This is a genomic window from Paenibacillus camerounensis, assembly GCF_000723885.1.
GTDB classification, from domain to species: Bacteria; Bacillota; Bacilli; order Paenibacillales; family Paenibacillaceae; genus Paenibacillus_AQ; species Paenibacillus_AQ camerounensis.
Map to the genome: position 1 here is coordinate 1 of NZ_CCDG010000010.1, position 26374 is coordinate 26374.

Annotated in this window: 26 protein-coding genes and 1 pseudogene; 23 read left to right on the forward strand and 4 right to left on the reverse strand. The window is 47.3% G+C overall.

The window, feature by feature from the left end; all coding sequences use genetic code 11:
* From BN3772_RS03950 to BN3772_RS03960, 3 genes are all read left to right on the forward strand, one after another.
* On the forward strand, window positions 1-1068 hold a 1068-nt coding region (locus BN3772_RS03950), incomplete at its 5' end, for an RHS repeat-associated core domain-containing protein (protein ID WP_167336648.1).
* Window positions 1069-1082: 14 nt separating this feature from the next.
* Window positions 1083-1532 (forward strand): hypothetical protein, encoded by a 450-nt coding sequence (locus tag BN3772_RS03955; RefSeq protein WP_042196909.1) that lies wholly within the window; start codon window positions 1083-1085, stop codon window positions 1530-1532.
* A gap of 796 nt (window positions 1533-2328) precedes the next feature.
* Window positions 2329-3057 (forward strand): hypothetical protein, encoded by a 729-nt coding sequence (locus BN3772_RS03960; protein WP_042196911.1) that lies wholly within the window; start codon window positions 2329-2331, stop codon window positions 3055-3057.
* Between the two features lie 251 nt (window positions 3058-3308).
* Here the strand turns inward: BN3772_RS03960 and BN3772_RS03965 are convergent, their stop codons facing one another.
* Window positions 3309-3518 (reverse strand): helix-turn-helix domain-containing protein, encoded by a 210-nt coding sequence (locus BN3772_RS03965; protein ID WP_025694734.1) that lies wholly within the window; start codon window positions 3516-3518, stop codon window positions 3309-3311.
* Window positions 3519-3704: 186 nt separating this feature from the next.
* Between BN3772_RS03965 and BN3772_RS03970 the strand changes: the two genes are divergently transcribed.
* The 19 genes and pseudogenes from BN3772_RS03970 to BN3772_RS04060 all read left to right on the forward strand — a co-directional run bounded on the left by BN3772_RS03970 (window position 3705) and on the right by BN3772_RS04060 (window position 22662).
* Window positions 3705-4502 carry a recombinase family protein gene (locus BN3772_RS03970; protein WP_042196914.1) on the forward strand — a complete coding sequence of 266 codons (798 nt, stop codon included), beginning with the start codon at window positions 3705-3707 and terminating at the stop codon, window positions 4500-4502.
* Window positions 4499-4756, forward strand: a complete 258-nt coding sequence (locus BN3772_RS03975; RefSeq protein ID WP_042196917.1) for a hypothetical protein — start codon at window positions 4499-4501, stop codon at window positions 4754-4756. The genes BN3772_RS03970 and BN3772_RS03975 overlap by 4 nt, the downstream gene beginning before the upstream one ends.
* Before the next feature lie 218 nt (window positions 4757-4974).
* Window positions 4975-6210: pseudogene (locus BN3772_RS03980) on the forward strand (IS110 family RNA-guided transposase).
* Window positions 6211-6394: 184 nt separating this feature from the next.
* Window positions 6395-7396: a polymorphic toxin-type HINT domain-containing protein gene (locus BN3772_RS03985; protein ID WP_042196920.1), complete on the forward strand. Its 1002-nt coding sequence runs from the start codon at window positions 6395-6397 to the stop codon at window positions 7394-7396.
* Between the two features lie 5 nt (window positions 7397-7401).
* The gene (locus BN3772_RS03990) at window positions 7402-7947 is read left to right on the forward strand and encodes a hypothetical protein (protein ID WP_042196922.1); all 546 of its coding nucleotides are present in this window, start codon (window positions 7402-7404) and stop codon (window positions 7945-7947) included.
* A 767-nt stretch (window positions 7948-8714) separates the two neighbouring features.
* The gene (locus tag BN3772_RS03995) at window positions 8715-9122 is read left to right on the forward strand and encodes an Imm10 family immunity protein (RefSeq protein WP_086074391.1); all 408 of its coding nucleotides are present in this window, start codon (window positions 8715-8717) and stop codon (window positions 9120-9122) included.
* Window positions 9119-10018 carry a YxiJ family protein gene (locus BN3772_RS04000; RefSeq protein ID WP_052380373.1) on the forward strand — a complete coding sequence of 300 codons (900 nt, stop codon included), beginning with the start codon at window positions 9119-9121 and terminating at the stop codon, window positions 10016-10018. The genes BN3772_RS03995 and BN3772_RS04000 overlap by 4 nt, the downstream gene beginning before the upstream one ends.
* Before the next feature lie 29 nt (window positions 10019-10047).
* Complete coding sequence (locus BN3772_RS04005; protein ID WP_157643540.1) at window positions 10048-10503, forward strand: hypothetical protein; 456 nt, start codon at window positions 10048-10050, stop codon at window positions 10501-10503.
* A 465-nt stretch (window positions 10504-10968) separates the two neighbouring features.
* The gene (locus BN3772_RS04010; RefSeq protein WP_042196927.1) at window positions 10969-11478 is read left to right on the forward strand and encodes a hypothetical protein; all 510 of its coding nucleotides are present in this window, start codon (window positions 10969-10971) and stop codon (window positions 11476-11478) included.
* Window positions 11479-11596: 118 nt separating this feature from the next.
* Window positions 11597-13180 (forward strand): sigma-70 family RNA polymerase sigma factor, encoded by a 1584-nt coding sequence (locus tag BN3772_RS04015; RefSeq protein WP_042196929.1) that lies wholly within the window; start codon window positions 11597-11599, stop codon window positions 13178-13180.
* Between the two features lie 27 nt (window positions 13181-13207).
* The gene (locus BN3772_RS04020; protein ID WP_086074392.1) at window positions 13208-13972 is read left to right on the forward strand and encodes a metallophosphoesterase family protein; all 765 of its coding nucleotides are present in this window, start codon (window positions 13208-13210) and stop codon (window positions 13970-13972) included.
* A 613-nt stretch (window positions 13973-14585) separates the two neighbouring features.
* Window positions 14586-14822, forward strand: coding sequence for a hypothetical protein (locus BN3772_RS04025; RefSeq protein ID WP_157643541.1), 237 nt, complete (start codon window positions 14586-14588; stop codon window positions 14820-14822).
* Between the two features lie 109 nt (window positions 14823-14931).
* Complete coding sequence (locus BN3772_RS04030) at window positions 14932-15243, forward strand: hypothetical protein (RefSeq protein WP_042196932.1); 312 nt, start codon at window positions 14932-14934, stop codon at window positions 15241-15243.
* A 183-nt stretch (window positions 15244-15426) separates the two neighbouring features.
* Window positions 15427-16485, forward strand: coding sequence for a FecCD family ABC transporter permease (locus tag BN3772_RS04035; RefSeq protein WP_042196935.1), 1059 nt, complete (start codon window positions 15427-15429; stop codon window positions 16483-16485).
* A gap of 23 nt (window positions 16486-16508) precedes the next feature.
* Window positions 16509-17525, forward strand: a complete 1017-nt coding sequence (locus BN3772_RS04040) for a FecCD family ABC transporter permease (protein WP_042197041.1) — start codon at window positions 16509-16511, stop codon at window positions 17523-17525.
* Between the two features lie 34 nt (window positions 17526-17559).
* A complete protein-coding gene (locus BN3772_RS04045; RefSeq protein ID WP_042196938.1) occupies window positions 17560-18603 on the forward strand; it encodes an NAD(P)/FAD-dependent oxidoreductase in 1044 nt (347 codons plus the stop codon).
* Between the two features lie 174 nt (window positions 18604-18777).
* The gene (locus BN3772_RS04050) at window positions 18778-20343 is read left to right on the forward strand and encodes a spore germination protein (protein WP_042196940.1); all 1566 of its coding nucleotides are present in this window, start codon (window positions 18778-18780) and stop codon (window positions 20341-20343) included.
* The gene (locus BN3772_RS04055) at window positions 20333-21538 is read left to right on the forward strand and encodes a Ger(x)C family spore germination protein (protein ID WP_042196942.1); all 1206 of its coding nucleotides are present in this window, start codon (window positions 20333-20335) and stop codon (window positions 21536-21538) included. The genes BN3772_RS04050 and BN3772_RS04055 overlap by 11 nt, the downstream gene beginning before the upstream one ends.
* A gap of 26 nt (window positions 21539-21564) precedes the next feature.
* On the forward strand, window positions 21565-22662 hold the full coding sequence (locus tag BN3772_RS04060) for a GerAB/ArcD/ProY family transporter (RefSeq protein ID WP_042196944.1): 1098 nt from the start codon (window positions 21565-21567) through the stop codon (window positions 22660-22662).
* A gap of 2 nt (window positions 22663-22664) precedes the next feature.
* Here BN3772_RS04060 and BN3772_RS04065 read toward each other — a convergent pair whose 3' ends face one another.
* The 3 genes from BN3772_RS04065 to BN3772_RS04075 all read right to left on the reverse strand — a co-directional run bounded on the left by BN3772_RS04065 (window position 22665) and on the right by BN3772_RS04075 (window position 25775).
* Window positions 22665-22892, reverse strand: coding sequence for a YczF family membrane protein (locus BN3772_RS04065; protein ID WP_042196946.1), 228 nt, complete (start codon window positions 22890-22892; stop codon window positions 22665-22667).
* Window positions 22893-23060: 168 nt separating this feature from the next.
* Window positions 23061-24080: an ABC transporter substrate-binding protein gene (locus BN3772_RS04070; protein ID WP_244444679.1), complete on the reverse strand. Its 1020-nt coding sequence runs from the start codon at window positions 24078-24080 to the stop codon at window positions 23061-23063.
* Window positions 24081-24149: 69 nt separating this feature from the next.
* A complete protein-coding gene (locus BN3772_RS04075; RefSeq protein ID WP_042196948.1) occupies window positions 24150-25775 on the reverse strand; it encodes a helix-turn-helix domain-containing protein in 1626 nt (541 codons plus the stop codon).
* A gap of 144 nt (window positions 25776-25919) precedes the next feature.
* Here BN3772_RS04075 and BN3772_RS04080 point away from each other — a divergent pair, with 144 nt between their 5' ends.
* Window positions 25920-26279 carry a (2Fe-2S) ferredoxin domain-containing protein gene (locus BN3772_RS04080; protein WP_042196950.1) on the forward strand — a complete coding sequence of 120 codons (360 nt, stop codon included), beginning with the start codon at window positions 25920-25922 and terminating at the stop codon, window positions 26277-26279.
* The last annotated feature ends 95 nt before the right edge of the window (window positions 26280-26374 follow it).

Below are 26374 nucleotides of genomic sequence, written 5' to 3' on the forward strand. Positions count from 1 at the left end.
GTGAATTATAACCTGAATGGACAAGTGAACTCGGAGGGGAAGCTGAATGGAACCACTGTGGTGGAACGCGCAAGCTATGTTCGCGGAGACCGGCTGCTGGCGAAGAAGGATAAGATAGCCAACAAAGACTATTACTATCTATATAACGGTCATGGTGACGTGGTTCAGATCGTGGATTCAAGCGGCACAGTGAAGAACTACTACAGCTATGATGCTTGGGGAACCATCACGAGCCAGAAAGAAGAGATTTCTAACTCATTTAAGTATGCGGGTGAAACTTTTGATGCGGAGACAGGCCTTTACTATCTGCGGGCACGGTATTATGATCCAAGTATCGGACGGTTTTTAAATGAGGATACGTATGAAGGGCAGATAGATAATCCGCTGAGTCAAAACCTTTATACGTATGTGCATAATAATCCGTTGATTTATACAGATCCTACAGGGCATACTGCGGAATGGGGAGCTGGAGTTGGTGGAGATAGTCCTCCAAAATCAACCTGGGTGAAGGCTGGGGAAGGGATTTTTACAGCTGCTGATTTTTATACAGGCGGAGCAATTAGTGATTATGTGAATAATTACAGTGGGCAATCATGGAGTCCTCAACAGTTCTTGGATGCTGGTGTAATTTTAATTCAATTTATCCCGTTATCCGCGGCTGAAGCAAAGCTTTTACAGGTTGGTCAAGCGGCTGAAAAAGCAGGAGTAAGTCTTATACAAAAAGCTGGTCAGTGGATTAAAGTTGTTTTTAAAAGTGAGGAAAAGATATTCCTACCTAAAGCGGAGTCTTTAAAAATGACTAACACTGTAAAGAATCATATAGATGATATAATTAAGAAGGGGGCTTTAAAAGGAGAAAAATCTAGACCATATGTTGAATCCAATGGAACAACATTATTAATGCAGGAAATTATGAACGCTGGAACTCCTTTAGCAGATGCATCATTGAAGAATGGACTTAAGTGGGATGTGAGTGGGACTTTTCGAGGAAGTACTGGTGAGTGGCAGTTAGTTGTTGACCTAGATACAAACACAGTAGTCCATTTTAATTTCGTTACAAAAAAGTGAAGGATTTGATATATATGTTTTTGGCCGTAGATAATGGTAAAAAGCTATCAGGACAATTGTTTTATATAAAATCAGAGTATTCATTTGATGTTAGACCGAGTAGGAATTCTGATATTACTTTGATGTTGGACTTCTTGTACCTTGGGTTTGATTCAGAAACAATGTTGGCTCAACAAGTCTGGGGTTATAATCCTTATGTTACTTGGAACGAAAGGAATTTGATTTCCCCCTGTTACTTTGTAGGAGAACTTCGACTTCAAGAATTGTTCGAACCTGGAACTTCAAACCAACTGAAAGAAAAATGGGACACCAGTTATGATTCTAAGACAGGATGGTTATGCATTGGTAATGAAAAGCATTCGAAAAATGACATTGGTGTTGAATTTGCTAATGATATTATTGCTGTTGTGGCTGATACTGGTGAATTAAAGTCAATTTGGTTAAAACCATATATACAAGAATAAAGATTATCATCGTCTTGGTATGCATGAAAACACACTATGAACAAACGATATGTAATTATTTAACCACATGTGACTAATCTCCATGTGGTTTTTTAAATCATTCTTATTGACGTACATTTACGGATGAAAATGGAAAACAGCATGAGTACACAAAGTCCATTGACCCTCATCAAGAAGAGAAACACTGGATATACGCGGAATTGAAGTTGGAAAGAATCATTTTGATGCTTCAAGGTGCCTTATATGATGAACTGTACGCTGGGGAAAATAAAGATAAGGTGTATGAGATATTGGAAAGAACTTCGAACCTATTAAACGAATCTGCTTCCGATGATCTGAATGCCGAACAGCATTCTTAATGGGAGAGTAAGCATGACAAGCGTATTGAGGCGATGCGTTCCATGATGTATTTCATGGGAGTCACTGGATTCATGGTGTGGGATGAAGAAGAGGGAAGTTTCCATAACGAATTGTTCAAGCTATTGAAAAAGTATGATTTACTGTGGATGCAAGAATAAAGCTAGAACGTACCAAGGGAGGTGGTTACGAAGTAGGAGCATTATCTTTTCTTGTAACATAGCTAATCTGATCCAGAATATTAATCTATCCAGAAAACAGAAAGAAGGAAATGAATAATTGATACGGTAGTTATAAAAGTAAGACCAATCCATCTTGAACCAGTAGTATTATTAGACATTAAAAGTTGTAAAGAAGTTACATTTCTTAACAAGGAAACAGGTGTACTACAAACGATGAGGAACTGTCTTATATCAAGTATCTTAATGGTAGTAAAACATTGTCACTTCAAGTTTCCATACCCAAACTGCTGTATGGTAACAATGTGAACCAAATTACCGAGACCGATATTCCTCGTTTTTTTGAGCGTGTACAGAAACGCTTATTTCAACTTTTTTCAATTGACATTCCCCATTTGGAATGGTCAATCAGTCGAGCGGATATATGTTGGAATTTCCAAGTGGGTAATAATGTTGGTGAGTATGTGCAAATGCTCAGTAAACAAAAGTTCCCCTTTAAAAACACAAGAATCTACAATCAAGATCAAACAGTTGAATTTTATAATAAGAGTAGCAGAATTATCCTTTATGACAAACAACGTCAAATGCAAAAGGAAAAAGCTTCTTCTGAAATTATCGAGCAGTCCAAAGGAATCCTAAGGCTTGAAATTCGACCAAGTGTTAGCGATGTGAAGAAATTCTCAGTGACCAAAAATGCAATTGAATTACTTAACAAGTCATTCTTTGAGTATATGACGGGTAGAGTGCTAAATGAATTTAAGTATCCATCATCAGAGAGTCTGATGGACTTATCTTGGCTAATGGAGAACAGAGAGAACATATCCAAGATCGAAACTGTTCTTGGTTTCCAACTACTGCAAAGCATATTCGATGAGCCTGCATTAAGGCAGCTTTATACACCATCTACTTATGCCAATCGCAAAAACTTAGCCAAAAAAATAGCAATCCCCCAAGGGGACTGCCTAGATCGTCTTGCTATAAATAGCTAGAAGACACATCCTCACCGATGGACACGTTATTTTGCCGATAACGATAAAAAGTCCAACATGCTGGATGAAATAAAAATAACATAGTCTCTATTGTACTTGAAAATAAAGAGATTTCAACCCCTACCTTCCGGGAAATGTTCACCATTATGATAGGAAAACACCCGGGGGTGGTTTACATCAAAAAGCATGGTTCTTGTTGAAGAATAGGGCGTAGCACATCCAGCGCCCGACCCGACTTACATTTGAGCACCTTAAGCTTCCGAATCTTCAACAATCAGTTCATGGATGGAGATGTCTAGGGCTTCACAGATCGCTTCCAGCGTTCGGATATAGACTCTGTCTACTGAATCGGAACAGAGATGATTGATCGTTGCGTAGCGAATGTTCATTTGCATAGAGAGTTGACGTTGAGAAATTCCTTTCTCAGCAAGTATTTCTTTTAAGCGAATCTTTAATTTCATAGGAAAATAATCCTCCAACGTAAAAACGTACTATTAACCGTACTATATCACATTGTATCCAATCTAGCATTGATATATACGCTTAAAGGTACTATAATTACTATATACTCTTAAGGGTATATAGTGGCGGTGTTACAGCAATTCTAATTCATGTAACGCAAAGGTTATGCGAGGGAGGTAAACCTTATGAATGTCATAGGCTATGTACGGGTCAGTACGCAAGGTCAGGTAAAGGATGGCTACAGCCTCTCTTACCAGCAAGACGAGATTCAGTCGTACTGTGAGCAGCAGGGATGGCATCTGATTCACGTCTTTACTGATGAAGGCATCAGTGGAGCAAAAGTGGACGAGGAAGCCTTAGAAGTCGAACGAGAGGGCTTCCAAGACATGCTGACCTATATATCGAGTCACAAAGTGGATTACGTTGTTGTCCTGAATACAAGCAGATTATGGAGAAGTGATATTGTCAAAGTCCTTGTCCATCGGGAACTGAAAAAGCGCAATATCGACATTCGGAGTATTGAACAACCGACCTATAGCCTTTTTAAGAAAGACCCGTCTGACTTCCTCATTAACGGTTTGATGGAATTGCTGGATGCATATCAGCGGCTGGAGATTGCTATGAAGCTGGGACGTGGACGTAACAAAAAGGCTTCCGAAGGCAAGTTTGCAGGTGGAGGTATTCCTTTTGGTTACAAAGGGAAGCGGGGATCAAAGCAAATGTTCATTGACGAACAGAAGGCATCCACGTTTCAGCGGCTATTTCAACTGAAAGAGCAATACCCTGAATGGTCATTGTCGGCTTTAGCAGAGAAGTTAAACGAAGAAGGATTCACAACGGAACAAGGGAAAAGATTCACCAAAGTACAGGTGAAACGAATCCTAGATCGTAAAGCATTTTACCAAGGAACGTATCGTTATGGTCAGATCGAAGCAGACGGTAAACATCAAGCGATCCTACGGTCTGGAGAAATGTACTTGTGACGATATTACAAGATAAGTATGAATCGCTGGTTGAGCAAGAAGATCAGCTTCTAACAAGTCTCCGAACCACTGCCGCTTATGAAAATGCCGTTTTTCAAATTACACATGAACATGCTGCGGAAATTGACTTGCCGACAGCGGAGAAAATTATAGATAAGATTCACGAGTACACAGAAGAACTGCGGCTTGACCTGCTTTATGTACGTCTAGAGAAGTCACATGTTGCTGGAATGTTAAAACTTACAGCTTTCTAAGCATTATCGTAAACAAGAGATTGCTAACGTATCTTTGCGGCATCAACCGCTCGAACTGAGGATGCAAACTTGTTTATCCATGATGTTTTCGCCACTCATTTGAGTGGTTACTAATGGGCTGGATACATACAGATCAAGCGATAAAGACAGCAAAGATTCTTGAATGCAACGAGTCGAATCCATTAGTAACAATTCAAATACAGAGGGAGAAAAAGAGGATGATTGAACAGCAGAATTTAATCTATGTAGGAGTTGACCTGCATAAACAACATCATACAGCCGTCATTATTGACTGCTGGAGCAAGAAGCTAGGGGAACTAAAATTCGATAACAAGCCGTCTGCCTTTCCTTTACTGCTCAAGGAATTGAAGAAGTACACCAAGAAGGGCTTGTCCGTCGTCTATGGACTGGAAGATGTCGGAGGCTACGACAGAGGACTCGCCGTCTATCTTAAGGATAATCGTTGCTGGGTGAAGGAAGTGAACGCAAAGCTAGCTAACGCCAGAAGAAAGAGCCATGTGACCGTTCAGAAGTCGGATAGCTGGGATGCGGAATGTGTTGCCAAGGTACTCAGAGACGAGTTGGAGCGCCTGCCGGATGCTCAGCCTGTTGATCTGTTCTGGGCGATTAGCCAGCTTGTGACGCAGCGGAAATGGTTGGCTAACAGTTTAACGGAAACGGTAAAAAAGATGCACCAGCAGATTAGCTATTCCTATCCCAGTTACAAAAAGTTCTTCTCTGAAGTAGAGGGGAAAACGGCGCTTGCCTTCTGGGAGACCTACCCTTGACCGTATGCCTTGAAGGACATGTCAGAGGAAGCCCTTGCTGCCTTCTTGCGAAAGCACAGCAACAATGGATTGTCCCATAAGAAGGCAAATCAAATTCTTGCTCTGATCGACGCAGATGGAGAAACGTATCGGGATTTTCAGGATTCAAGAAATTCAGTTGTGATGAGTCAAGTGGAATCCGCTCGTTTTTTTCAAGAACAATTGGTCTGTATCGAGGGTAAGATTGAGCATTTGATGCAGCAGCTTGGCTTTCAGCTTGAATCCATGACAGGGATCAATGTGGTGACAGCGGCGCAGCTTGTGGCAGAGATTGGCGATATTCACCGATTCTCTTCCTCTGATAAGCTTGCCCGATTTGCTGGCATTGCACCTGTAACGGTTGGTTCAGGAAACAAGTCACGAAACTTCAAGAGTAAGCAAGGCAACAGAGAATTGCATGATATTATCAAGAGTCTTGCAATTCGTCAGATTGGTGTCACTCGTACCAAGCGAGAACAAAAGAATGCCTATTTTCATGCTTATTATGAGCGAAAGATAGCAGAGGGCAAGACGAAACAGCAAGCAATTGTGTGCTTAATGAGGAAGCTGGTAAACATCATCTACGTAATGATGAAGAAAAAGTCAGCCTACGTGATGCCGAATACACCAGTACAGCAGGCGGGATGATAGAATGGGTGGTAGCTGGGATTGCATTCTCATTCTCAGTTGCCACCTTCTTTATTCAAATCTCCGCTTTATAAACTAGGATACGTATGAAGGGCAGATAGATAATCCGCTGAGTCAGAATTTGTATACGTATGTAACTAACAATCCGTTACTTTATACTGATTCCAGTGGACATGATAATCAAATGGGACCCGGGTGGGGCGGCTTTGCTGGAGATAAATATCAAACCGACGATCCATGGAATTGGAGTGGGCCGGTAGCTGACATAGCTGATTTCCTAATATTGAGTGATATTAACACTCTTCGAAATTCCGATTCGTCATTGCTAGCTAAAAGCTTAGCAGCAGTAAATTTAGTGCCAATAGGGAAAATCATTAAAGGCAGCAAAATGACGCTTCAATTTCTTAACAAAGAAGGCAAGCTGATTGAAAAAGAGTTCCAGCTAACTGGAGACGCATTAACTGCTGCAAAGAAGGCTGGTTGTAATTGCTTCACTGCTGGAACTAAGGTCCAAACAGACGAAGGGGAGAAACCTATCGAGGAAATCGAGGTAGGAGATAGGGTTCTTTCTAAAAATGAAGAGACTGGCGAGCAGGCTTACAAGGAAGTCACGCATTTGTATCGAAATGATAAGGAAATCATCTTCGAACTTACAGTAGGCGACCAAGTCATCGAAACAACCGATAACCATCCGTTTTGGGTAGAAGGTAAAGGATATGTGCTAGCGGCTGACTTGCAGGTTGGGGATAGGCTACAACAGAGTAACGGAAATACCTTAACAATTGATAAAATCAATATTGTAAAACATGATGAAAAAGTTGAGGTTTATAACTTTACTGTTGCCGATTTCCACACGTATTTTGTAAGCGATTTGGGAATATGGGTTCATAATACTGGTTGCGATGTTATGAAAGTCTGGGATTTAGAGGGAACAGGCGATGCAATATCAAAGAAGAATCTTAAAGACATCACTGAAAATATGAAAAAGAACGGATGGGTTGGCGACCCGATAGAGATATATCAAGTAAATGGTAAAAACTTAATCGTAAATGGACATCATAGAGCTAAAGCAGCAAGACAAGCAGGGATTGAGAATGTACCTGTTAAGATGTTAACTGAGCAGGAACTCAAAGAAATTTATAAGAGAACACCAGAGCAGTTGCTCAATGAATATTACGGAAGGTGATTGTAATGGGTATGGAATCATACAACTTTTTATTAGTTCCATATGACTCCCAAGTTACTATTGAAGATGATGTTGTCGATTATGTAGGTGGAGAAAGAATACCTTTTTCCAAAGCAGTTGAAGCTATTTTATCTATAAAGTGGATTAGAGCTTATGTTCCACCCGATGTAGCTACGAGAAAAAATATAGAATGTTATTATGCTTATTCAGATGGTACAGGTATTGTTGAGATTGAAATAAACGCAGGTATATTTGAAATGGAAGGGATCGAGGAAATTTCCGTGCGTTTAGCGGTAACTAGCAATGAAGAAACATTTAAAGTGGCTATATCTATTTGCAAGATTTTGAACAAACAGTTACGAATGAAAACGATTGATATGCGACTGGGAGAGGAGATTGATGTAACAAACGATTTTCGCCTCAGAACGAGTCAGCAAGCGTTTGAGAAAAAAAAACGGAAGTTTTACGAAATGTATTCTCTACCTTATAATTGTATTACTGAACCCATGAATTGCGGAAAAGCATTTTTTGAAGCACTAAGAGGCAAGTAATCTGATATAAAAAATAGTAGGGTCAGATATTATAAGACCTTGAGGGCGGTAATCTTCAAGGTCTTTCTTTTACCTATACCCAGTGTCGATTGAATTGGGCGGCACGTCCCGAAAGGACTTAACCCCCATCACTCTCTTATGATATTCTTCTAATATGTCTGTACGCACAGAGTTGCTTGTGTATTTTATTACCTAATAGCGCTATTCTGTTTCATTAATTAGGTTGATTATGGTCAGATACCTCCATGATTGACCTGTTTTTTTGTTATCTTTGCGTTCTTGCGTTTTGAGTCGCAACTGTACATTATTTTTTCTCGATAAAGCGGGTAAAAAGGTCAAAAACGCATTTCAAGCTGCAAAAAGAACTAAAGTTTTAAGTATCCGATTCCTGAATTTCCCTTATACACTCGACTTTGGCTGGTACCAGAAAGAATTTGCAGTAGTTGTGATTAAAGATTCAGATTGGCAAAAGCCCGCACTTGAAAAAAGATGCACGAAGCCAGAACAACTGCACGAGCTGGTACAGGAATGTGCTGAATTTATCAGGGGAAAATTGAAAACCGAGCGGAGTCTTTAACCGGATATTATCATAAATAAAGCAGTATTTTTCCGCAGGCGGAGGAATGCTGCTTTTTTACTGGTTTGTGCTTCATTCACCATATTTTTACTATAAATACACGTATAAGAGAAGGGTTATCCCGTATGGATGTTGAAATTATTTACAGGTATATTTTATATTTGAATAAAATGGAACTGTGGGGGCGGCAATGATGAGCACATTTACTGCAAACTTTATATATGCACAGGCTGATGACGAGAATGATGTTTTGATGATAGGCTTCGCTGATGACCAGTATGACCCGCAGGCGTATATCCTCTTCCAACAAACCATGCACCCGGATGAGCAGGACCTGGCGCTGGGTTTTGATAAAATCCATATTACTTACAACGATGAATCACAGTCACAGTATGGCGGAATCGAAAAAGTGCTGCTTAAACCAGGCTCAATCGAAATTTCTCTTGACGAAGAAGCTGTTGAAGCATTGGCTTGTGAAGCAGCGGTGGTGCGGGTTAATTTTGATCCGGGGGCACTTAAATTAGAAGAGCGTAGAGAACTTTTTGAACAGATGTTTGGAGAGTTACTTGAAATAGACGCTGAAGCGGGGCTGCTATGATAATCTACCTGCTGCTATATTCAGATGGGCAAAAATGGTACTTTGAAGCAGATGACAAGGGCGTAGTCTATAGACAAATGATATTGGAAGAGGGCAAGGCGAGCAAAATTTCTAATGTGAAAAAATATGATTTTTTCCTGGCAGAGCATGAATTGTCTTTGGACGATCCTGAACTGGAGCCCATCCCCAAAGCGACATTCGAGGCAGTCTGGAATGAACTGATCAAGGAGCAGCTGCCGGATTGGCTCGAAACCAAACGTACCTTTACACAGGGCACCAAAATATTCGGCTATCTAGAAGTGCTATATCCGCATGGAGTTATTGTAAGCATTCCAGATACTAAAGCCCTTGGACTTGCTGACTATGACGAATGTGCTGCACATGCCGGGCATCGCAGTATATATAAAGGCTTGTTAATTGAGGCAACAGTCAGCGGATATGATGAGGTTAATGGCTGGCTTTTACTGGCAGATCCGTGTGTATGGGGATTTAGAGAGGAGTCCAGCATGGCAGACCAATCATCAGCTATTAAAGAGCTGGCATTGCACTATAAAAAGTTACACCGTTCTTTTCCATACCAGGATTCAGTACGCTTGAAGGAGGATTTTGCAGAAGCTTTTGCACATTTAAAAGAGGGATGGTTCGACGGGGACTTTAGTGAATATTGTGCGTTAATTGCTGGAACGGTCAGTTATGTTATTTATAACTCCGTTACTGAGATTCCTCAGAGACAGCTTACTTTGTTACGAAAAAGCTTTTTTGAGCGCTATCCGGCGTATGCTTTTATACAGCCAAGATTGTCTGATTATCCGACGATTTCAGCAGATCTGGAGGATCATGAGCGTGCCAGGGGGATGCTGCTTAGTCTGATACACGATATTGATGGTGAGGCATAGCTTATTTGAATAAAAGGAGGCAGAGAAAAGTGAATATAAAAGTTCACACGATGCAAAAGCTGATCTCACTAGGTGCTATACTGATTCTGCTTATCGGCATTTCACTCTACTCCGGGTATTCGTCGGGCCAAGCCGAGATTAGCTATAGGACAGATATCAAGCCAATCAGCGAGCGATTTCCCAACCTGGCGGGCATTGATAAAGTTTTTTGGAGCGGAAGCAGCATTGGCGGTGATTTTGGACCGACTAATTATTGGATGAGAGGGTATGTGTTTTTGAGCCAGGCTGCTTCAACAGCGCTTAAACAGAGCTATACTTGGGAGAATGCGCTGATTATTCCTGAGCTTCAGTATGATTTTAAAGGTAAGCTTCAGCATTGGAGCAGTAGTGAAGATTTTGATGCCTACATTAAAAGTTCAAGCTACGCAGGCAATTTTTATTTTGACCATAAGCGGAATGTTCTTTATTTTGATGTGGAGCGGTAGTGTCAAAAGGTAGAACACAGAGGTAGGAATGTCGGAGGTGTGGGCAATTAAGAAGAGACTTAAATATTATATTCCGGTGTATTCAGCTGGATATTGCCTATCTTTATGGATTACAGGTGTTCCTCATTGGTATTACCTGCTTCCGATCAAACTAATTCCTTTATGCATTATGATGATTGCAGGAAACAGCATGTATAATATCTCTGTTAAAAAGATGCCTCTATACAAAGCTAAACTTCTAAGCTTGAAGTATTTAATTATCTCAATTTTATTTTTGTTCATTTTCGCCATCCTATATCAGCTTTTGCTGCCATATTCCATTGATATATCTTCACTAATTGGAGTGTAGGAGAGAATTATTATAAGGTGTTGTAGAGATCGTACATAATAATGTGTATATGGTCACAGATAAAGATGTTGGGGAAGAGGAGTCCGAGCTGGAGAGACAGGTTAGGGAGGCTTTGCATGCAAATTGATCAAATACAAACTATAATGAAAAACCACCATCTGCATGAGATTTTTTCAGTAGGCGTTGTAGACTTGGAGGAAACAGGGCCAGCCGAATTCGTTACCTTAATGGACCGCCTTTTTTTCGAATTTGGGGAAGTGTTGATTAAAATGGAAACGATTGAGCAGTATTCGAAATTGGCACTCACGGCAGTGAATAGTATTCAATTCGAAGTTGATCTGGAAGATGTCATTTTGGCAAAAGCAAGAATCAGCAATTTTGTCTTTAACAACCCCTTGACTGATAATAAGGTAGCGGAAATTGTGTTATACAATATGGAAAATAAGGCTGAGGAGCTCATATGCGACGCCTTGAAAATTGTTTTGTTAAATCAGCAGGAAATCTTTATCGATCCGTCCTTTTTAGGTAGTAACATCGGAGGGCCTGAGGTTGAAGCCATATGGAGGTATAACCTGGCAGATAACTATACACCTGTCCCAACGATACTTAAAATCCATTCGAGATGATACATATCCCATTCTCCCCATCACACTCCATATGCTACATTTATTCCAACACAAGGTAACCTTTTAGCCCCTAAACGGCACTTATAGTTAAGAACATGTGAAAAGAGGTCCGGCAGGCATGGAAACGCGGTGGATTGAGGAAGCGCAGCAAGGGGATACGGAAGCGTTCGGGCGGCTGGTGGCGCATTTTCGCGGGATGGCGTTTGCGGTGGCGTATGACAGGCTGAGGGATGTACATTTGGCGGAGGATGCTGTCCAGGAGGCGTTTCTTGAGGCCTACACTTATATCGGCAGGCTGGAAGAGCCGGCTGCGTTCCCGGGATGGTTCAAAACAATAGTTATCAGACAATGCCAGCGGACGCTGCGGCGCAAACGGCACTCCAGTCTTCCGCTGGAAGTGGCAGTCCATCTTACGGACGGGTCACAGGCGGTAGCAGAGCTTGCCGAGCAAAAAGAGGGCGCACGCATTCTGCACCAATCGGTGGCGGAGCTGGGTGAGCGTCTGCGGGTGCCGCTGCAGCTGTTTTATTTTTACGGATATTCCCTGCAGGAAATCTCCGCATACCTCGACATTCCGCTGTCCGCACTCAAAAAACGGCTCTTCGATGCCCGGCGCAAGCTGCGCGGAGCACTTCCGGTCATCGACCTGGCTTCCGTGTTCAACAGCTTATATGAAGGAGGCAGGAACATGCTGCATATCGTTAACGGAGATAGTGTGGGTAATATGCTGAAGCAGGGCATCGTGCAGGGGGATGTGCTGGTTTGGAGAGAGATTTACTCGGCAGGGCCGAATTTTGTGAATTCCGGAGGTGACCAAGAGCGCGCCTTCCGGGCACAAGCACTCGAGCAGTCCATGGGCATCCCGTCAGCAGTATATATAGCCGGCTGTGCGGAGCAGGAGGAGAAATTGCACGGCTTCAGCCGCTATGAGGAAGTGGTGCTGTGGTTCGAGCATGACCTGTTCGACCAGAGTATGCTGGCCTATCTGCTGCACTGGTTCAAGGGTCAAAGGCTAGGCCGGACCAGGCTCAGCCTGCTCTGCATCGGGGAATTTCCGGGTATTGAGCTGTTTCACGGTCTGGGCCAGCTGACTCCGGAACAGCTTAGTACGTTGAACGGGACGTGGCGGACTATCGGGACTGAAGAGCTGGAGCTGGGCAGTGAGCTGTGGCAGGCTTATGCAGCTGCAGAACCGGATCACCTGGCAGATCTGCTTGAGCTGAGAAAAGATCAGCTGGCGGCATCCGCGCTGCCTTTTGCTTATCCTGCATTTCAGGCCCATCTGTCGCGCCTGCCCTCAGTGGAGAACGGGCTTGGCATCGTGGAGCAGACGACCTTGCACAAGGTGCGCGGCGGAGCTGACACTCCAATGAAGCTGTTCCGGCAAGTGGCAGATGAGCTGCACATGCTGGGGATGGGTGATCTGGAATACTGGCTGTATCTGCGGGGAATGGTGCAGGGGGCAAATCCGCTGCTGCATATTGACGGTGTGGAGGCTGCGGACAATTGGGATTTCCGGCAGGTGCCGGATTTTCTGAACCGGAAAGTAACGGCTACAATGCTTGGCGGACAGGTGCTGGAGGGTACAGCGGACCGGGTGGCTGCACAGGGTATTGATGTCTGGTACGGCGGACTGCATCTGCATGGCCATTCGGTGCCTTGGCGGTGGGACAGCTTGGCGCAAAGACCCGTGCGTATGTAGTTTTTGATGCTATAATAAGGTTCTGATATGTACCGGAGGGAGGAGAAGATCATCAGAACCTTAGTGGTTAGCGATATTCACGGCTGTTACCGGGAATTTAACGCGCTTTTGCGACAAGCAGATTATGTCCCGGACCGGGACAAGCTGGTGCTTATCGGCGATTATGTGGACCGGGGGCCGAACAGCAAGGCTATAGTGGAGCAGGTGATGTCTCTTCATGCGGAATATGGTGCAGTTATCCTGAAGGGCAACCATGACAAAATGGCCTGTGATGCGCTGCTCAGCGACGATGAGGACAAGCTCGATCTGCACTGGATGAACAACGGCGGGTTTTATACCCTGGCTAGCTATGCAGGAGCGGATGCAGATTTTGTACAACAGGATCTGGGCTGGGCAGAGTATATCCGGATCAAGCACTGGATCAGGCAGGCGTATAAGCAGCATCTGGATTTCTTGAGCTCGCTGCCGCTGTATCATGAGACGGAGGGCCATCTGTTCGTGCATGCCGGGATCGATCCGGCGCTGGCGGACTGGAGAACACAGAAGGATTATGATTTTATCTGGATCAGGGAGCCGTTCTACAAGCATCCGGTAACAAGCACCAGCAAAACTGTAGTATTCGGCCACACGTCAACCTTCGAGTTCCAGGATGACCCCGGCATCTGGTTCAGCCCGCACGGCGACAAAATCGGCATTGACGGCGGCTGCGCCTATGGCGGGCAGCTGAACTGCCTGGAGATCGGTGAGGATGGATATAAGAGCTATAGTGTGCGGCTTGGGGAGAGTAGCTGAGGAGCCACTAACAATCAATATTTTGTCCGGGATCGGGATTCTTTTTTATAGATTTACTGAGGGAATAGATTTAAGTAAAGTAACGATAATCGCAATGCTGCTTATATTATGGTGCATTCTGTTTCTAGTCAGAAGGAACTCCCGCAAGCTGGTGCGCTTTATAATCAGATAGATTTTTGGGATATTAAATATCATTCTAACCTACGTCTGCAGATAAGCAGTTTTATCGGACATAGCTGCACTCTATACACTTAAATCCAGCCTTTTACAGACTAAATAGAGTTTAGATGTACTTTGTGCAGCTATATTCAGCGATTATTGGCGTTTGGAGAGAATTTCCTGATTTTAGTTGTATGGAGTGTAGTTATTGGGCTGATTTTGTGAAAATGGGCCGGAATAGTTGTACAGAGTGCAGCTAAGTTGATGTTCTGATATGTGCAACACTCCATCTCGTGAAAAATAATACATATTCTTCCTGCTGATAGATTTATAGTAGGTTTGGAGCGCATTTTGTGAAGTGCTGAGCCAGCAGGATAGCAAGCGCAGGCAGAAGGCATCACAGTGTTTTAATTTTAAGCATGTTACGGTTAGTAAAAACCAGGAGGTCATTACTGTGAAAACAATATTGTCCAGAATCGGACTCGGATTATTGCTTTTGCTCATCGTATCCATTGGGGTATGCTTTTATATCGGTGAATTTAATTATGCCTATTCGCTGATGATTCTGCTGCTGTTCGTATTTGGCGGCATGGGGGCAATCTATAAGCTGCGCAATGACGAGTACATGTATGACAGGCACCTGAGCAGCAGAAGCAGCGGCAGAAGCGAATATGAGGAGTATACAAGGTAACCGTGGTCTTTATTGGATACGGTGAACCGGGCGCAAGGTCTGCCCGGGCTGAGTCTATCATAGAATAGGATAAGTCTTCATCTACTCTGCAGCGCAGGAGGTATGCCGGATGGATGAGAGGATTCAGTCACTTACCGTGTCTATCCAGGGAATTGTAACCGATATCATGGGGCCGCTGCGCCGGAAAAGCATCAATGAGCCTGCATTTGCCCGGTTATATGCGGCAATGGAAGAGGCGGAGCTGCTGATCCGGGAGGAGCAACAGATTGACCGGCAGCTGGCGGCACAGCTGTTCCAGGTCTATTCACAGCTGGTAACCCAGTCGGGTTACGTGTATGACAAAAGTCTTTTTGTCCCCCATATCGGCAAAATGCAGGGGATGATCCGCAAAATATTCGGGAGTCCCCTGCAAAATGTCTAAAGTTAACCGGTTGCCTGAAGCCCCTGTATTCCCTGTCCTGACAGAGAACACAGGGGCTTTTTCGTATGACAATAGATTTTTTTTAAGCAGGTGTTTAGATTTGTCCATTGCCAAACCATGGCAATCTATCTTACAATACTATAATGATAATGAGAATCAATTTCAGAAGAATGGGTGAGATTCATGAATCAACAGGCAACAGCCAGCAAGGGGCAGATCCCTACTGCGGATCACGTGAAGTTTCGTTCACGCCCGTGGGCGGCGACGCTGATCCTGATTGGCGGTCTGATTGCCTTGGTATTCGGTATTGCAGTTTCAGTATCGTTTGGAGCGGCGGATATCAAGCTGTCAGTGGTATGGACCGCTGTCTTTCACTTTAACCCGGATTTGACAGACCATCAGATTATCCGTGAGCTGCGGATGCCGCGGGTGCTCGGTGCAGCAATGGTTGGGGCAAGCTTTGCCGTTGCAGGTGCTATTATGCAGGGAATGACCCGTAATCCGCTTGCGGACTCGGGCCTTATGGGGATTAACTCCGGCGCCGGATTTGCGCTGGCGGTCTGTTTTGCCTTTTTTCCGCAGCTTCCGTTCATGTACCTGATTATGTATTCCTTTATAGGTGCAGGTATGGGTGCAGGCATTGTCTATGGAATCGGCTCCCTGTCCAGAGGCGGATTAACGCCTGCCAGGCTGGTGCTGGCCGGTGCAGCCTTCAGTGCGCTGCTCTCCGCGCTCAGCGAAGGGATTGCTTTATATTTTAACATTGGACAAGATCTGGCCTTCTGGTATGCCGGAGGGGTAGCCGGAACGAAATGGTTCCAGCTCAAGATCATGTTTCCGTGGATCGGCGGAGCCATTATTGGAGCTATCATCCTGTCCAGATCCATCTCCATGCTGAGTCTCGGTGAGGATATCGCCAAAGGACTTGGACAGCGTACAGGGCTGGTCAAGCTGGCAGGGGCGTTAATCGTGCTGATTTTGGCCGGAGCATCCGTATCAGTGGTCGGGGCTGTAGGCTTTATCGGCCTGATTATCCCCCATCTGACGCGCTATCTGGTGGGTGTCGATTATAAGTGGATTATTCCCTGCTCGGCAGTGCTTGGCAGCCTGCTTGCGATCTTTGCTGATCTGACGGCCAGAATGATTATCCCTAAGCATGAGACCCCATTTGGTGCGATTATCGCGCTGATCGGCGTGCCTTTCTTCCTGTACCTGGCCCGCAAGGAAAGAAGGGAGCTATGAGTGTGCAGAGAACGACAACGGGTATGTCCTATGAGTCTGCCAGACGCAGACGCGGACTGGGTATTCTGGCAGTGATTTTTGTGCTGATCGTGATTGCTTTTATTATAAGTGTGAATACAGGATACATACGTTTAACCCCGCTGCAGCTGCTGAACACAATGCTGGGAAAGGGCACGGACAAGCAGGAGCTGATTCTGTTTGATTTCCGGCTGCCGCGGATCGTCATCTCGCTGCTGATCGGTGCCGGACTGGCTGTTTCCGGGGCCGTTATGCAGGGTGTCTTCCGCAATGACCTGGCTGACCCTGGTATCCTTGGCATCAATGCCGGTGCCGGGCTGATGGTCATGCTGATGGTTTCCTTTTATCCGACAACCAATGCGGCTCCGGTCTATTTTCTTCCGGTCATTGCCTTTGTCGGGGCAGGGCTGACTGCGGCCCTGATCTATGTACTGGCTTACAAACGGCATGAGGGCATCAAGCCGATCCGTCTGCTGCTGACCGGTGTTGCTGTGGCTGCCGGAATCAGCGCCGCGATGATTGTACTCACACTGCGCCTCGATCCCGACAAATACCAGTTCGTTGCGACCTGGCTGGCGGGCAGTATCTGGGGGACCAGCTGGAAGTTTGTCCTGTCTCTTTTGCCGTGGATTGTCATCCTGGTACCCTATGTCATCTATAAGGCGCGGGTAATGAATGTGCTTAACCTGGGTGAGCAGACAGCGGTTGGCCTGGGGGCTAACGTCAACAGAGAGCAGTTCAAGCTGCTGGCAGCCGCTGTCGGCCTCGCTGCATCCAGTGTTGCGGTCAGCGGCGGAATCGGATTTGTCGGTCTCGTCGGGCCGCATCTGGCCCGCCGCCTGGTTGGTCCCAAGCATCAGCTGATGCTGCCGGCCTCAGCATTGCTGGGTGCTCTGCTGGTGATTACGGCCGATACGATCGGCCGCTGGATCCTGCAGCCGTCGGAGATTCCGACCGGCATCGTCGTCGCCGTCATCGGCGCACCTTATTTTTTGTATCTGCTGGCACGTACGAAGTCATAGACAGCTTGACCAACATTTAACCGGAGGGGATAACATGAGTGATCAGGAACTGGAATTATATGATGTGACGATAATCGGCGGGGGACCTGCCGGGATGTATACAGCTTTTTACAGCGGGATGAGAGATTTGAAGACAAAGCTGATCGAAGCCAAAGAAGAGCTGGGCGGAAGAATGCTGATCTACCCCGAGAAGATGATCTGGGATGTGGGCGGCGTTACCCCAACCCTCTGCGGTGATCTGATCAAACGGCTGGAGGAGCAGGCACGTACATTTGAACCGTCCATTGTACTCGGGCAGCAGATTGTTAACCAGGCACGCCAGGAGGATGGCACGTTCATTCTGACTTCGGCTACAGGGGAGCAGCACTGGACACGGACTGTCATTCTGGCCATCGGATACGGCATTCTGCAGATGGCCAAGCTGGAGATTGAAGGTGCTGACCGTTACGAAGTAACCAACCTGCATTATACCGTGCAGGAGCTGGAGCCGTTCCGCGGCAAGCATGTGCTGATCTCCGGGGGCGGCGACTCCGCGGTAGACTGGGCCAATGAGCTGGAGAAAATCGCTGCCAGCGTTACAATTGTGCACAGAAGAGATCAGTTCGGCGGACATGAGAAAAATATCTCCCGTATGAAGGCATCCTCAGTTAAGGTACGGACACCGTATACAGTAAGCCAGCTGCATAGCAGCAACGGCGAAGCCATTGACCAGGTGACAATTACCCATGCCGATTCCGGCGAGAGCGAGCAGTTTGCAGTAGATGCGGTTATTGTGAATCATGGGCTGAGGAGTGATTTCGGCCCGCTGCGTGACTGGGGCATTGAGATGGGCGAATGGTGGGCCAAGGTTAGTCCTCGGCTTGAAACGAACCTGCCCGGTATTTTTGCCGCCGGAGATTTTGTTGATTATGACAGCAAGGTCCGCCTGATTGCCGGAACGTTTACGGATGCGGTGCTGGCACTCAACAGCGCCAAGCTGTTCATGGACCCGGATGCGCCTAAATATGCTTATGTATCCTCGCACAATGACCGGTTCAAGGAGAAGAACAAGGCGCTGGGCGTAAGTGATGATCACTAGAAGACAGCTGGTATTCCGGCTAACCTTCCTATTATAGATTAATAGTTACCTGGGCTGCCGGCCTGTAGGATGTTCTACAGGCCGGCAGCCTTATTTTTGCTTGCGGCCCTGCTCATTCCATAAGCTGCATAAAAAAAGTTTCGCAGGCAAATAGTAACAGGGGAGGTGCTGAGCATGCCAAATGAGACAACAGAATCCAGACCTGGAGAGATCAGCAACAGCAAGGAGCAGGGACCGCCCATCTATTTAAAGCTTGAAGATAATATTAAGCAGATATGTGACAGGCTGGGGAACAGCCCGGATCTGATTGTGCGCGCCTATGAATCACCGTTTCAGAATATCCGTGTAAAAACATTGTATATCAACGGTCTTATCGATAAAGAGCTTGTAGAAGAGTATATTACACATGCTTTGTCGTTTGACTCTTTGCGGCAGGGTATAGAGCCGGCTGCTGAAGAGGCCTTTGCTTATGCCAAGGAAAAAGCCCAGAATATCGGCAAAGAAAAGATAGTAGAGGACCAGAACAGTCTGCTGGAGGGGCTTCTGTCCGGGGATACGATGATCCTTTTTGACGGCCTTGAGAAGGGAATCAGCGTAAGCACAAGCGGCGGTGAAGGCAGGTCTGTTACAGAGGCAACGACACAGGTGAATATCCGCGGTCCCAAGGACAGCTTTACGGAATCGCTTGGGACGAATCTCTCGCTAGTACGCAAACGGATCAAGAATCCGAATCTCTGGGTTGAGACCCTGACCATAGGCGCTGTAACCAAAACGGACGTATCCATTGTGCATATTCACGGCCTGGCGAAGGAAGAGACACTGCAGCAGATCAGAAAGAAGCTGGCGGATATCCATGTGGATTCCATCCTGGAATCCGGCTACATTGAGCAGCTGATCGAAGAAAACAATTATTCGCCGTTTCCTACACTCTATAATACCGAACGTCCGGATAGTGTGGCCGGGAATCTGCTGGAGGGGAGAATTGCCATTTTTGTGGACGGGACTCCCTTTGTGCTGATTCTTCCGGCTACCTTTTTTATGTTTTTTCATACAGTTGAAGACTATTACCAGCGTTATGATATTTCCTCAATTATCCGGATATTGCGGTTTATTTGTCTGCTGGTTTCCCTGTTCGGCCCGGCGATTTTTGTTGCTGCGCTTAACTTCCACCAGGAGATGATTCCAACGCCGCTGCTGATCAACTTTGCCTCCCAGCGTGAGGGGGTGCCGTTCCCGGTAGTTATTGAGGTGCTGCTGCTGGAGGTGACCTTTGAAATTATCCGCGAAGCCGGTATCCGCATGCCCTCGCAGATCGGCCAGACGGTCTCTATAATCGGCGGTCTTGTACTGGGGCAGGCAGCCGTTCAGGCAGGGATCGTCTCGCCGGCAATGGTCATTGTCGTTTCGCTGACGGGAATATCCAGCTTTGCGACGCCGGCCTTTAATATGGCCCTGTCCATCCGTATCCTCCGCTTCATTATTACTTTTGTCGCTGCTTATATCGGACTGTACGGGATTGCCATTATCGGGCTTATGCTCGTTGCCCATCTGTGCAGCCTGCGTTCTCTGGGTGTGCCGTACATGTCGCCGGTAGCACCTTTTGCATCGGGTGACCAAAAGGATATCTTTCTGCGCACACCGCTGCATTTCATGAAGACACGGCGCCGTCTGATCAGCAAGGACAGCAAGGTGCCGGGAACTACCGCACAGCTCAGCCGGGACGGCCGTCATGAAAGCTAAGCTGGCGCTGCTGCTCGCAGCTGTTCTGGGCTGCTCCCTGGTGCTAAGCGGCTGCTGGAACAGCCGGGAGCTGAATGAGCTGGCGATCGTCAGCGGAATCGGATTGGATGCTCTCGACGGCAAGCCGGGCTACCGGGTAACCTTTCAGATTATTAATCCGTCCTCATCCGCACAGACAACGGGATCTGCCAGCAATCAACCGCCGATTATCATCGTCTCGGCAACCGACCGTACCATTTTTGGGGCACTCCGCAAAGCATCGCGGCGGGCAACCCGGCAGCTCTTTTTTGCCCATACCCAGCTGGTGCTGATCGGAGAGTCCCTGGCGCAAAAAGGAATTACCAGCCTCTTTGACATTTTTGAACGGTCCCATGAGCTGCGGCTGAATTCAGCGGTGCTGGTCTCCAAGGGGACGGATGCGGCATCGGTTCTCAAGCTTCTGACGACACTTGAGAGCATGCCGTCCATGGGACTTCTCAAAAAAATGCAGAACACCTCCAAAGTATGGGGGGAGAACCGAATCATTACGGTGTTTGAGGTGGTTAACGGCATTACCGGGGAAAGCGATTTTACCATTAATGGTGTAGAGATAGTAGGGGATGCAGCAGAGGGGGAGAAAAAAAGCAGCCTGGAGCAGTCTGAGCCGATGGTTGGTTCACTAATGAGCGGGCTAGGCGTCTTTAAGGAGGGCAGGCTGATCGGCTGGCTGAACGGGCCTGAGTCGAGGGGAACGCAATGGGTACTTGATAAACTGAATGAAACCAATGTGAACATCGTTTCTCCGGACATGGAAGAAGATATCGCCGTAAATATTTTTTATTCCAAGACCCGTGTGAAGGTGGACCTCCAGGACGGCAAGCCGGTATTTCATGTCCATATCAGTGAAGAAGGGATTATCAATGAAACCGGGGGGTTCGTGGATTTGGGCAAGGAGGACGAACTTCAGGCGCTGGAAAAGGGTATCGCAGACAAAACAGCGGCCGAGGTCCGGCAGGCGGTTAAGGCTGCACAGGACATGAAAACAGATATTTTTAACTTTGGCAATGAACTGAAGCGAATCCATCCGCAGGATTGGGAGACGGTAAAAGAGGACTGGAGTGGCGCTTTTGCCGAAGGGGAGCTGGATCTCAAGGTGGATGCCTACATCCGCAGTACGGGAATGCGGCTCAAGCCGTACATTCCCGCCAAAAAATAAAGCCTGGTGAGGAACGGGGGCGTAGTATGCGAAAGGAAGTCATAGGACCGTTTCAATTGTTTGCGATGATCGTTCTGTTCGAGCTGGGAACGGCGGTGGTTGTGCCCATCGGCCTGGAGAGCGGGCATGCGGTATGGATCTCCATCCTCATGGCGCTGCCCGGCGGCATCCTGCTGTATCTTGTGTACGCCTACCTGTACCGCCAGTTTCCGGATCTTGTAATCAGCGGGTATACGCGAAAAATTCTCGGCAAATGGATTGGCTGGCCGCTCAGCCTGCTGTACCTGCCGGTTCTGACCTATAACGGCTCGCGGAACCTGCGGGAGGCTGGTGATCTGCTGATCTCCTCATCGTATGACCGGACACCGATTTTTATTATCAATTGCATTATGGTTATTGCTGTTATGTACATCCTGTATCAGGGAATCGAGGTGTTCTCAAGAACAGCAGAGATTTATTTCTGGGTGATTGTCCTGATGGGGCTGATTGCGAACTTCGTGGTAATTATAGCCGGTCTGGTACAGTTCAAAAATCTGTTTCCGATTCATCCCGGGGAGTGGGTGGAGGCGCTGAAATCAGCTTATCCCAATATTTGGATTTTTCCATATGGAGAGCTGGTTTGCTTTACTGCGATTCTGCCGCATTTCAATTCGAAGCATAAAATCGGAAGGACCGGGGTTGGGGCGATGGCGCTGAGCGCCTTTCTGCTGAGCTTTACCCATGCGGTTGAAATGTCAGTGCTGGGCGAGGATATTTACAGCCGGACCACTTTTCCGATGTTTACTACGATTACGCTGGTCAATGTGGCTAATTTTCTGCAGCGGCTAGACGCACTGGTTATATTGACACTAATTATCGGGGTTTTTTTCAAAATGTCCATTTACTGCTATGCGGCAGTCTCCATTGCGGCTGATTTATTCCATGTCAAGGAGCCCCGGAGGCTTGTGATTCCAGTGGGGTCAGTGGTTCTGTACAGCTCGTTTGTCAGTGCAGAGAATTTCCCGCTGCATATGAATGACGGTAAAGTGTTTCTGGAGAACATCCTGCCTATTCTGTGCGCGGTGATTCCGGTTCTGTTATTTATCGTGCATCGTATCCGGCGGAGGTTCGGATGGTACAAGTAGGCTTATTTACGTGTGGGCTTACGGGGTCTGAACATATCTGCTGCGGCAACAAAAACCGGCAGGGCAGCAAAAACAATCATACAGAAGGCTTCCTGCAGTGTTGTGGTAGCAAATACAGTGACAAGAGAGTGCAGGGAACGGGCCATGGGGGTTCCGCCAATCATATCAACGCCAACAATCATTCCCATCGTCAAAAGGGCGAGTACCAGATAAATTCCGATGATTTTCATGACTAACAATCCTCCTCCTGTTGCCGAAGCGGCAGACAAAGGTATTATCCCCATTTGCCGGAAAAGGTAGTCGCCTTGCCTTCAGATAAGTAATAAGGGGGATTAAACAGACGCCCTCTCAAAAAAACACGGCCAGCAGGCCTGTGAAGACCCGTTAGCCGTGTACTGTTATTGTGCTGAGGTGAGCCAGTCAGCCAGCTCCTCTGTCTGGGAAAGGACGGCAATCGGATCATAATACCAGGAGCGTTCTTCCTTCCATACGTAAAGATGACCGTTCTTAACGGCAGGCAGACTGCCCCAGACCGGGTCTTTTGTAAAATCATCCGCAGTCAGAGTGTTGTCCGTTATGATAAGGTAATCCCCGGCATAGCTGTTCAGCATCTCTGCAGAAATTTCGGCCCACTGCTTCTCCATAATCTCATCCGCTACTGCTGCCGGTGGTTTGCGGCCAAGCGCCTGATAGACTGGCTGTCCGCCGCGTCCAAAATTGTCGCCATAAGCCCAGGTGGATTTGTCGGCATGCTCCAGAATGCTGAAGGTGGCATCCGCCGGAATGGCTGCGTCCACTTTGGCTTTGGCTGCAGCAATACGTGTATCATAATCGGCCAGCCAGTCTTTGGCTTCCTGTTCCTTGCCCAGCAGCTCCCCGAAATAAGTCAGCTCCTCATGGGCATTCTTCAGGTCACCGTAAGGAACAATGACTGTCGGCGCAATCTGGCTCAGCGTTTCATAGCTGTCGGCCATACCTGAGATAATCAGGTCAGGCTCCAGTGCGATAATATTCTCAGGAGACATTTTCCCGTAGGTTCCGGTATCCGTCACTCCGGCAAGCGCTTCTTTAAAGTAGACATTTTCCAGGGTCAGGCCCGGGGCACCGACCGGGATCGTTCCCAGGGCAATCAGGCTGCCGAGGTATTCTTCCGCAACGATGCGTTTCGGTTCCGCCGGAATTTCGATTTCACCATTGATGGTGGTAACGGTTTTGAAAGCGTCTGGTGCAGCGGTGGCTGCGGGCTGCGGGGATGCGGTGGCTGTGGCGTTGTCCCCTGTATTGGCCGTTTCCGTATTAGTGTTGCCGCTGCTATTTCCGCAGGCGGATGCCACAAGGGCCAGGATCACCAGCAGAGGAAAGAGGCTCCAGTATTTTCGTGCTTTTCGTTGTTTGCTGCCGTACTGCCGGTTAATCAAAGTTATTGCCCCCTTATTTATATTGATTATCATTCTCATTTACACTTTACAGATAACGGCCCGTGAAGACTATGGCCGGATGTGATCATGTCCCATGTAAATTTGTGATCTTATAGATTGCATTAGCGTATTCAGCTGTGCCAGCGAAGACAGGGGGTCAAAGCCATAGAACATTTCCGTCTGGTCTACCAGATAAACCCGGTTGTTACGGACTGCCGCAAGCGTCTGCCAGCGCGGAGAATGCAGCATGCTGCTGAATCGCTCGTGTCCGGCAGGCGTAGAAGGGCCGCTGGTAATGAAGATATGATCTGCATTATAATCCGGCAAATGTTCAATGGCAGTCTCAAGATACCCGTGGCCGAGTAAGCCCTGCTCAAGTAAGGCAGCAGGCGGACTGAACCCGAGATCACCGTAAAGGATCTGGGAGCCGTGCCCATAGCTGCTGCTGTAGCAGTAGGCTGCTGCTCCGCCGACCTCCCAGGCAACGGCTGTCCCGCGCGGGCCGATCAGCCGGTCCAGCTCCCGGTTATAGCGGCAGCACAGCTCATCATACCGGCTGAGCCATTCTTCAGCCCGGAGCTTGCGGCCGGTGATATCCGCAATGGCTGTGAACTGTTCCCGCCAGCCCATCTGCATATAGGGAAGCTCAATAACCGGAGCGACGGGCAGAAGCTGCTCACGTCCCCCCGGGAGCGTATAGCTGATTATGACATCAGGCTTCGCAGCGGCTACCGAACGGTACAGATCAGTGCCGTTAGTACCCTCTGCCCGTAGTCCTGGGTAGGCGGGCACGAGCTCAAGCTGTTTCATCCAGCCCGAATAAACACCCAGCTCAGGCACAATTTCCAGCGCCCTAAGACTGGCAGTATGGTTAAAATTCAGCGAAGCAATTCTTTTGGCTTTGCGGTGATAGACCGCCGGTGAGACACCCACCACCTGTTTGAATTTACGGCTGAGATAAGTGCCTTCGCTGTAGCCTACTTCAAGTGCCAGCGTGCTGAGGCTCTGTGTTTCAGTCAGCAGGCGCTGCTGAACCCGGCGGATCCGCTGCAGGGTCAGATATTCACTGAAGGAGCGTCCGGTAGCCTTGCGGAAGGTCCGTGAGAAATGCTCCGGACTGACCTGTGCCAGCTCGGCCAGCTGTGATCTGGTCAGGTCTTCATTGTAATGCCCGTCTATGTATTGCAGAATATGGTCAAGCCAGTGCTCCTGCGGATGAATAATCTGAGTATGCAGCTTGTAGAGCCCGGCCAGCAGCTCAGTGAACAGCAGCTGTACAGCAAACGGGTTATCCTCTGACGGTTCATTCCATTTCTGCAGCAGCCGGCAGGCCAGGCTGCAGATCGCTGCGGGGGCTGAACTGTGCAGCCCGCTGTTATTTAGCGGGCTGGCATCTGCATCTCCCGGCCGGGTGACAGAGGTATATTCTATCCACACACCCTGAAGACTGAACTGGGCATTCAGGGAGAGCGGCAGGCTGCTGCTGCAGCACAGCATGCTGCCGGCGGTGAGGACATGCTGATTGCCATCTACTTCTATGCTGCCGCTGCCTCCGGATACGATCATCAGAATAGAGCAGGGAGCCGGAGCACCGGGGCCGCTGCTTGCCGGTAGTCCGGACAGATTAACGATCCGGCGGGGGAGCTGGAAGCTTGCAGTAAGCGGGAACGGGGTGCCGGAATAAGGAGCGGTCATATTAATATTCCCTCTTTTCATATGATAACAGTTCTCAATTAGAGTATATCAAGTTTTTTGGCTATTGACGATCCTCCCGGAGATACGTAGTGTTTAGGTTAATCTGTGATCAGGGTATAATTGAGTACAAGGAGGGGACTGCCTGTGACGACCTGGAACCTGCAAGGAACGGTAAGCCACCTGCTAATCTGCAATGGAAGCAGCTGCAGAAAGAACAAGGGTGAGGAAATAGCCGAAGCAATCGAAGACGAAATTGAGAAGCAGGGGGCCGGAAGCCTTATTCATACGACTGTTACCCGCTGTAACGGAAGATGCTCCGATGCCTGTGTGGTGATCTCTTACCCTGAGGGTGTATGGTACCGGGAGATGACCCCTAAATCCGGTAAAGCGCTGGTACGCAGGCTGATTGAGGGCGAGCGGCTGGAGGATAACATCTTATACACGTATGACGGCCAGCTTACCGCAGCTTCTGCCAAGGGTACCAAGGGGAAGAAGAAAAAGTGACCGGTTCAGCTTTTTTCTGATACATAAGGTTAACATGGGTTATTTGACTTGCAGGGCCTGCGTTGACTATGCTTATTGCAAGTGCATTTTATCAC

Bases quoted from the DNA above. Each gene is read 5' to 3' on its own strand.
- BN3772_RS03955 (WP_042196909.1), top strand. From the start codon at position 1,083: ATGTTTTTGGCCGTAGATAATGGTAAAAAGCTATCAGGACAATTGTTT.
- BN3772_RS03965 (WP_025694734.1), bottom strand. From the start codon at position 3,518: ATGAAATTAAAGATTCGCTTAAAAGAAATACTTGCTGAGAAAGGAATT.
- BN3772_RS03970 (WP_042196914.1), top strand. From the start codon at position 3,705: ATGAATGTCATAGGCTATGTACGGGTCAGTACGCAAGGTCAGGTAAAG.
- BN3772_RS03985 (WP_042196920.1), top strand. From the start codon at position 6,395: ATGGGACCCGGGTGGGGCGGCTTTGCTGGAGATAAATATCAAACCGAC.
- BN3772_RS03990 (WP_042196922.1), top strand. From the start codon at position 7,402: ATGGGTATGGAATCATACAACTTTTTATTAGTTCCATATGACTCCCAA.
- BN3772_RS03995 (WP_086074391.1), top strand. From the start codon at position 8,715: ATGATGAGCACATTTACTGCAAACTTTATATATGCACAGGCTGATGAC.
- BN3772_RS04000 (WP_052380373.1), top strand. From the start codon at position 9,119: ATGATAATCTACCTGCTGCTATATTCAGATGGGCAAAAATGGTACTTT.
- BN3772_RS04010 (WP_042196927.1), top strand. From the start codon at position 10,969: ATGCAAATTGATCAAATACAAACTATAATGAAAAACCACCATCTGCAT.
- BN3772_RS04015 (WP_042196929.1), top strand. From the start codon at position 11,597: ATGGAAACGCGGTGGATTGAGGAAGCGCAGCAAGGGGATACGGAAGCG.
- BN3772_RS04020 (WP_086074392.1), top strand. From the start codon at position 13,208: ATGTACCGGAGGGAGGAGAAGATCATCAGAACCTTAGTGGTTAGCGAT.
- BN3772_RS04030 (WP_042196932.1), top strand. From the start codon at position 14,932: ATGGATGAGAGGATTCAGTCACTTACCGTGTCTATCCAGGGAATTGTA.
- BN3772_RS04035 (WP_042196935.1), top strand. From the start codon at position 15,427: ATGAATCAACAGGCAACAGCCAGCAAGGGGCAGATCCCTACTGCGGAT.
- BN3772_RS04040 (WP_042197041.1), top strand. From the start codon at position 16,509: ATGTCCTATGAGTCTGCCAGACGCAGACGCGGACTGGGTATTCTGGCA.
- BN3772_RS04045 (WP_042196938.1), top strand. From the start codon at position 17,560: ATGAGTGATCAGGAACTGGAATTATATGATGTGACGATAATCGGCGGG.
- BN3772_RS04050 (WP_042196940.1), top strand. From the start codon at position 18,778: ATGCCAAATGAGACAACAGAATCCAGACCTGGAGAGATCAGCAACAGC.
- BN3772_RS04055 (WP_042196942.1), top strand. From the start codon at position 20,333: ATGAAAGCTAAGCTGGCGCTGCTGCTCGCAGCTGTTCTGGGCTGCTCC.
- BN3772_RS04060 (WP_042196944.1), top strand. From the start codon at position 21,565: ATGCGAAAGGAAGTCATAGGACCGTTTCAATTGTTTGCGATGATCGTT.
- BN3772_RS04065 (WP_042196946.1), bottom strand. From the start codon at position 22,892: ATGAAAATCATCGGAATTTATCTGGTACTCGCCCTTTTGACGATGGGA.
- BN3772_RS04075 (WP_042196948.1), bottom strand. From the start codon at position 25,775: ATGACCGCTCCTTATTCCGGCACCCCGTTCCCGCTTACTGCAAGCTTC.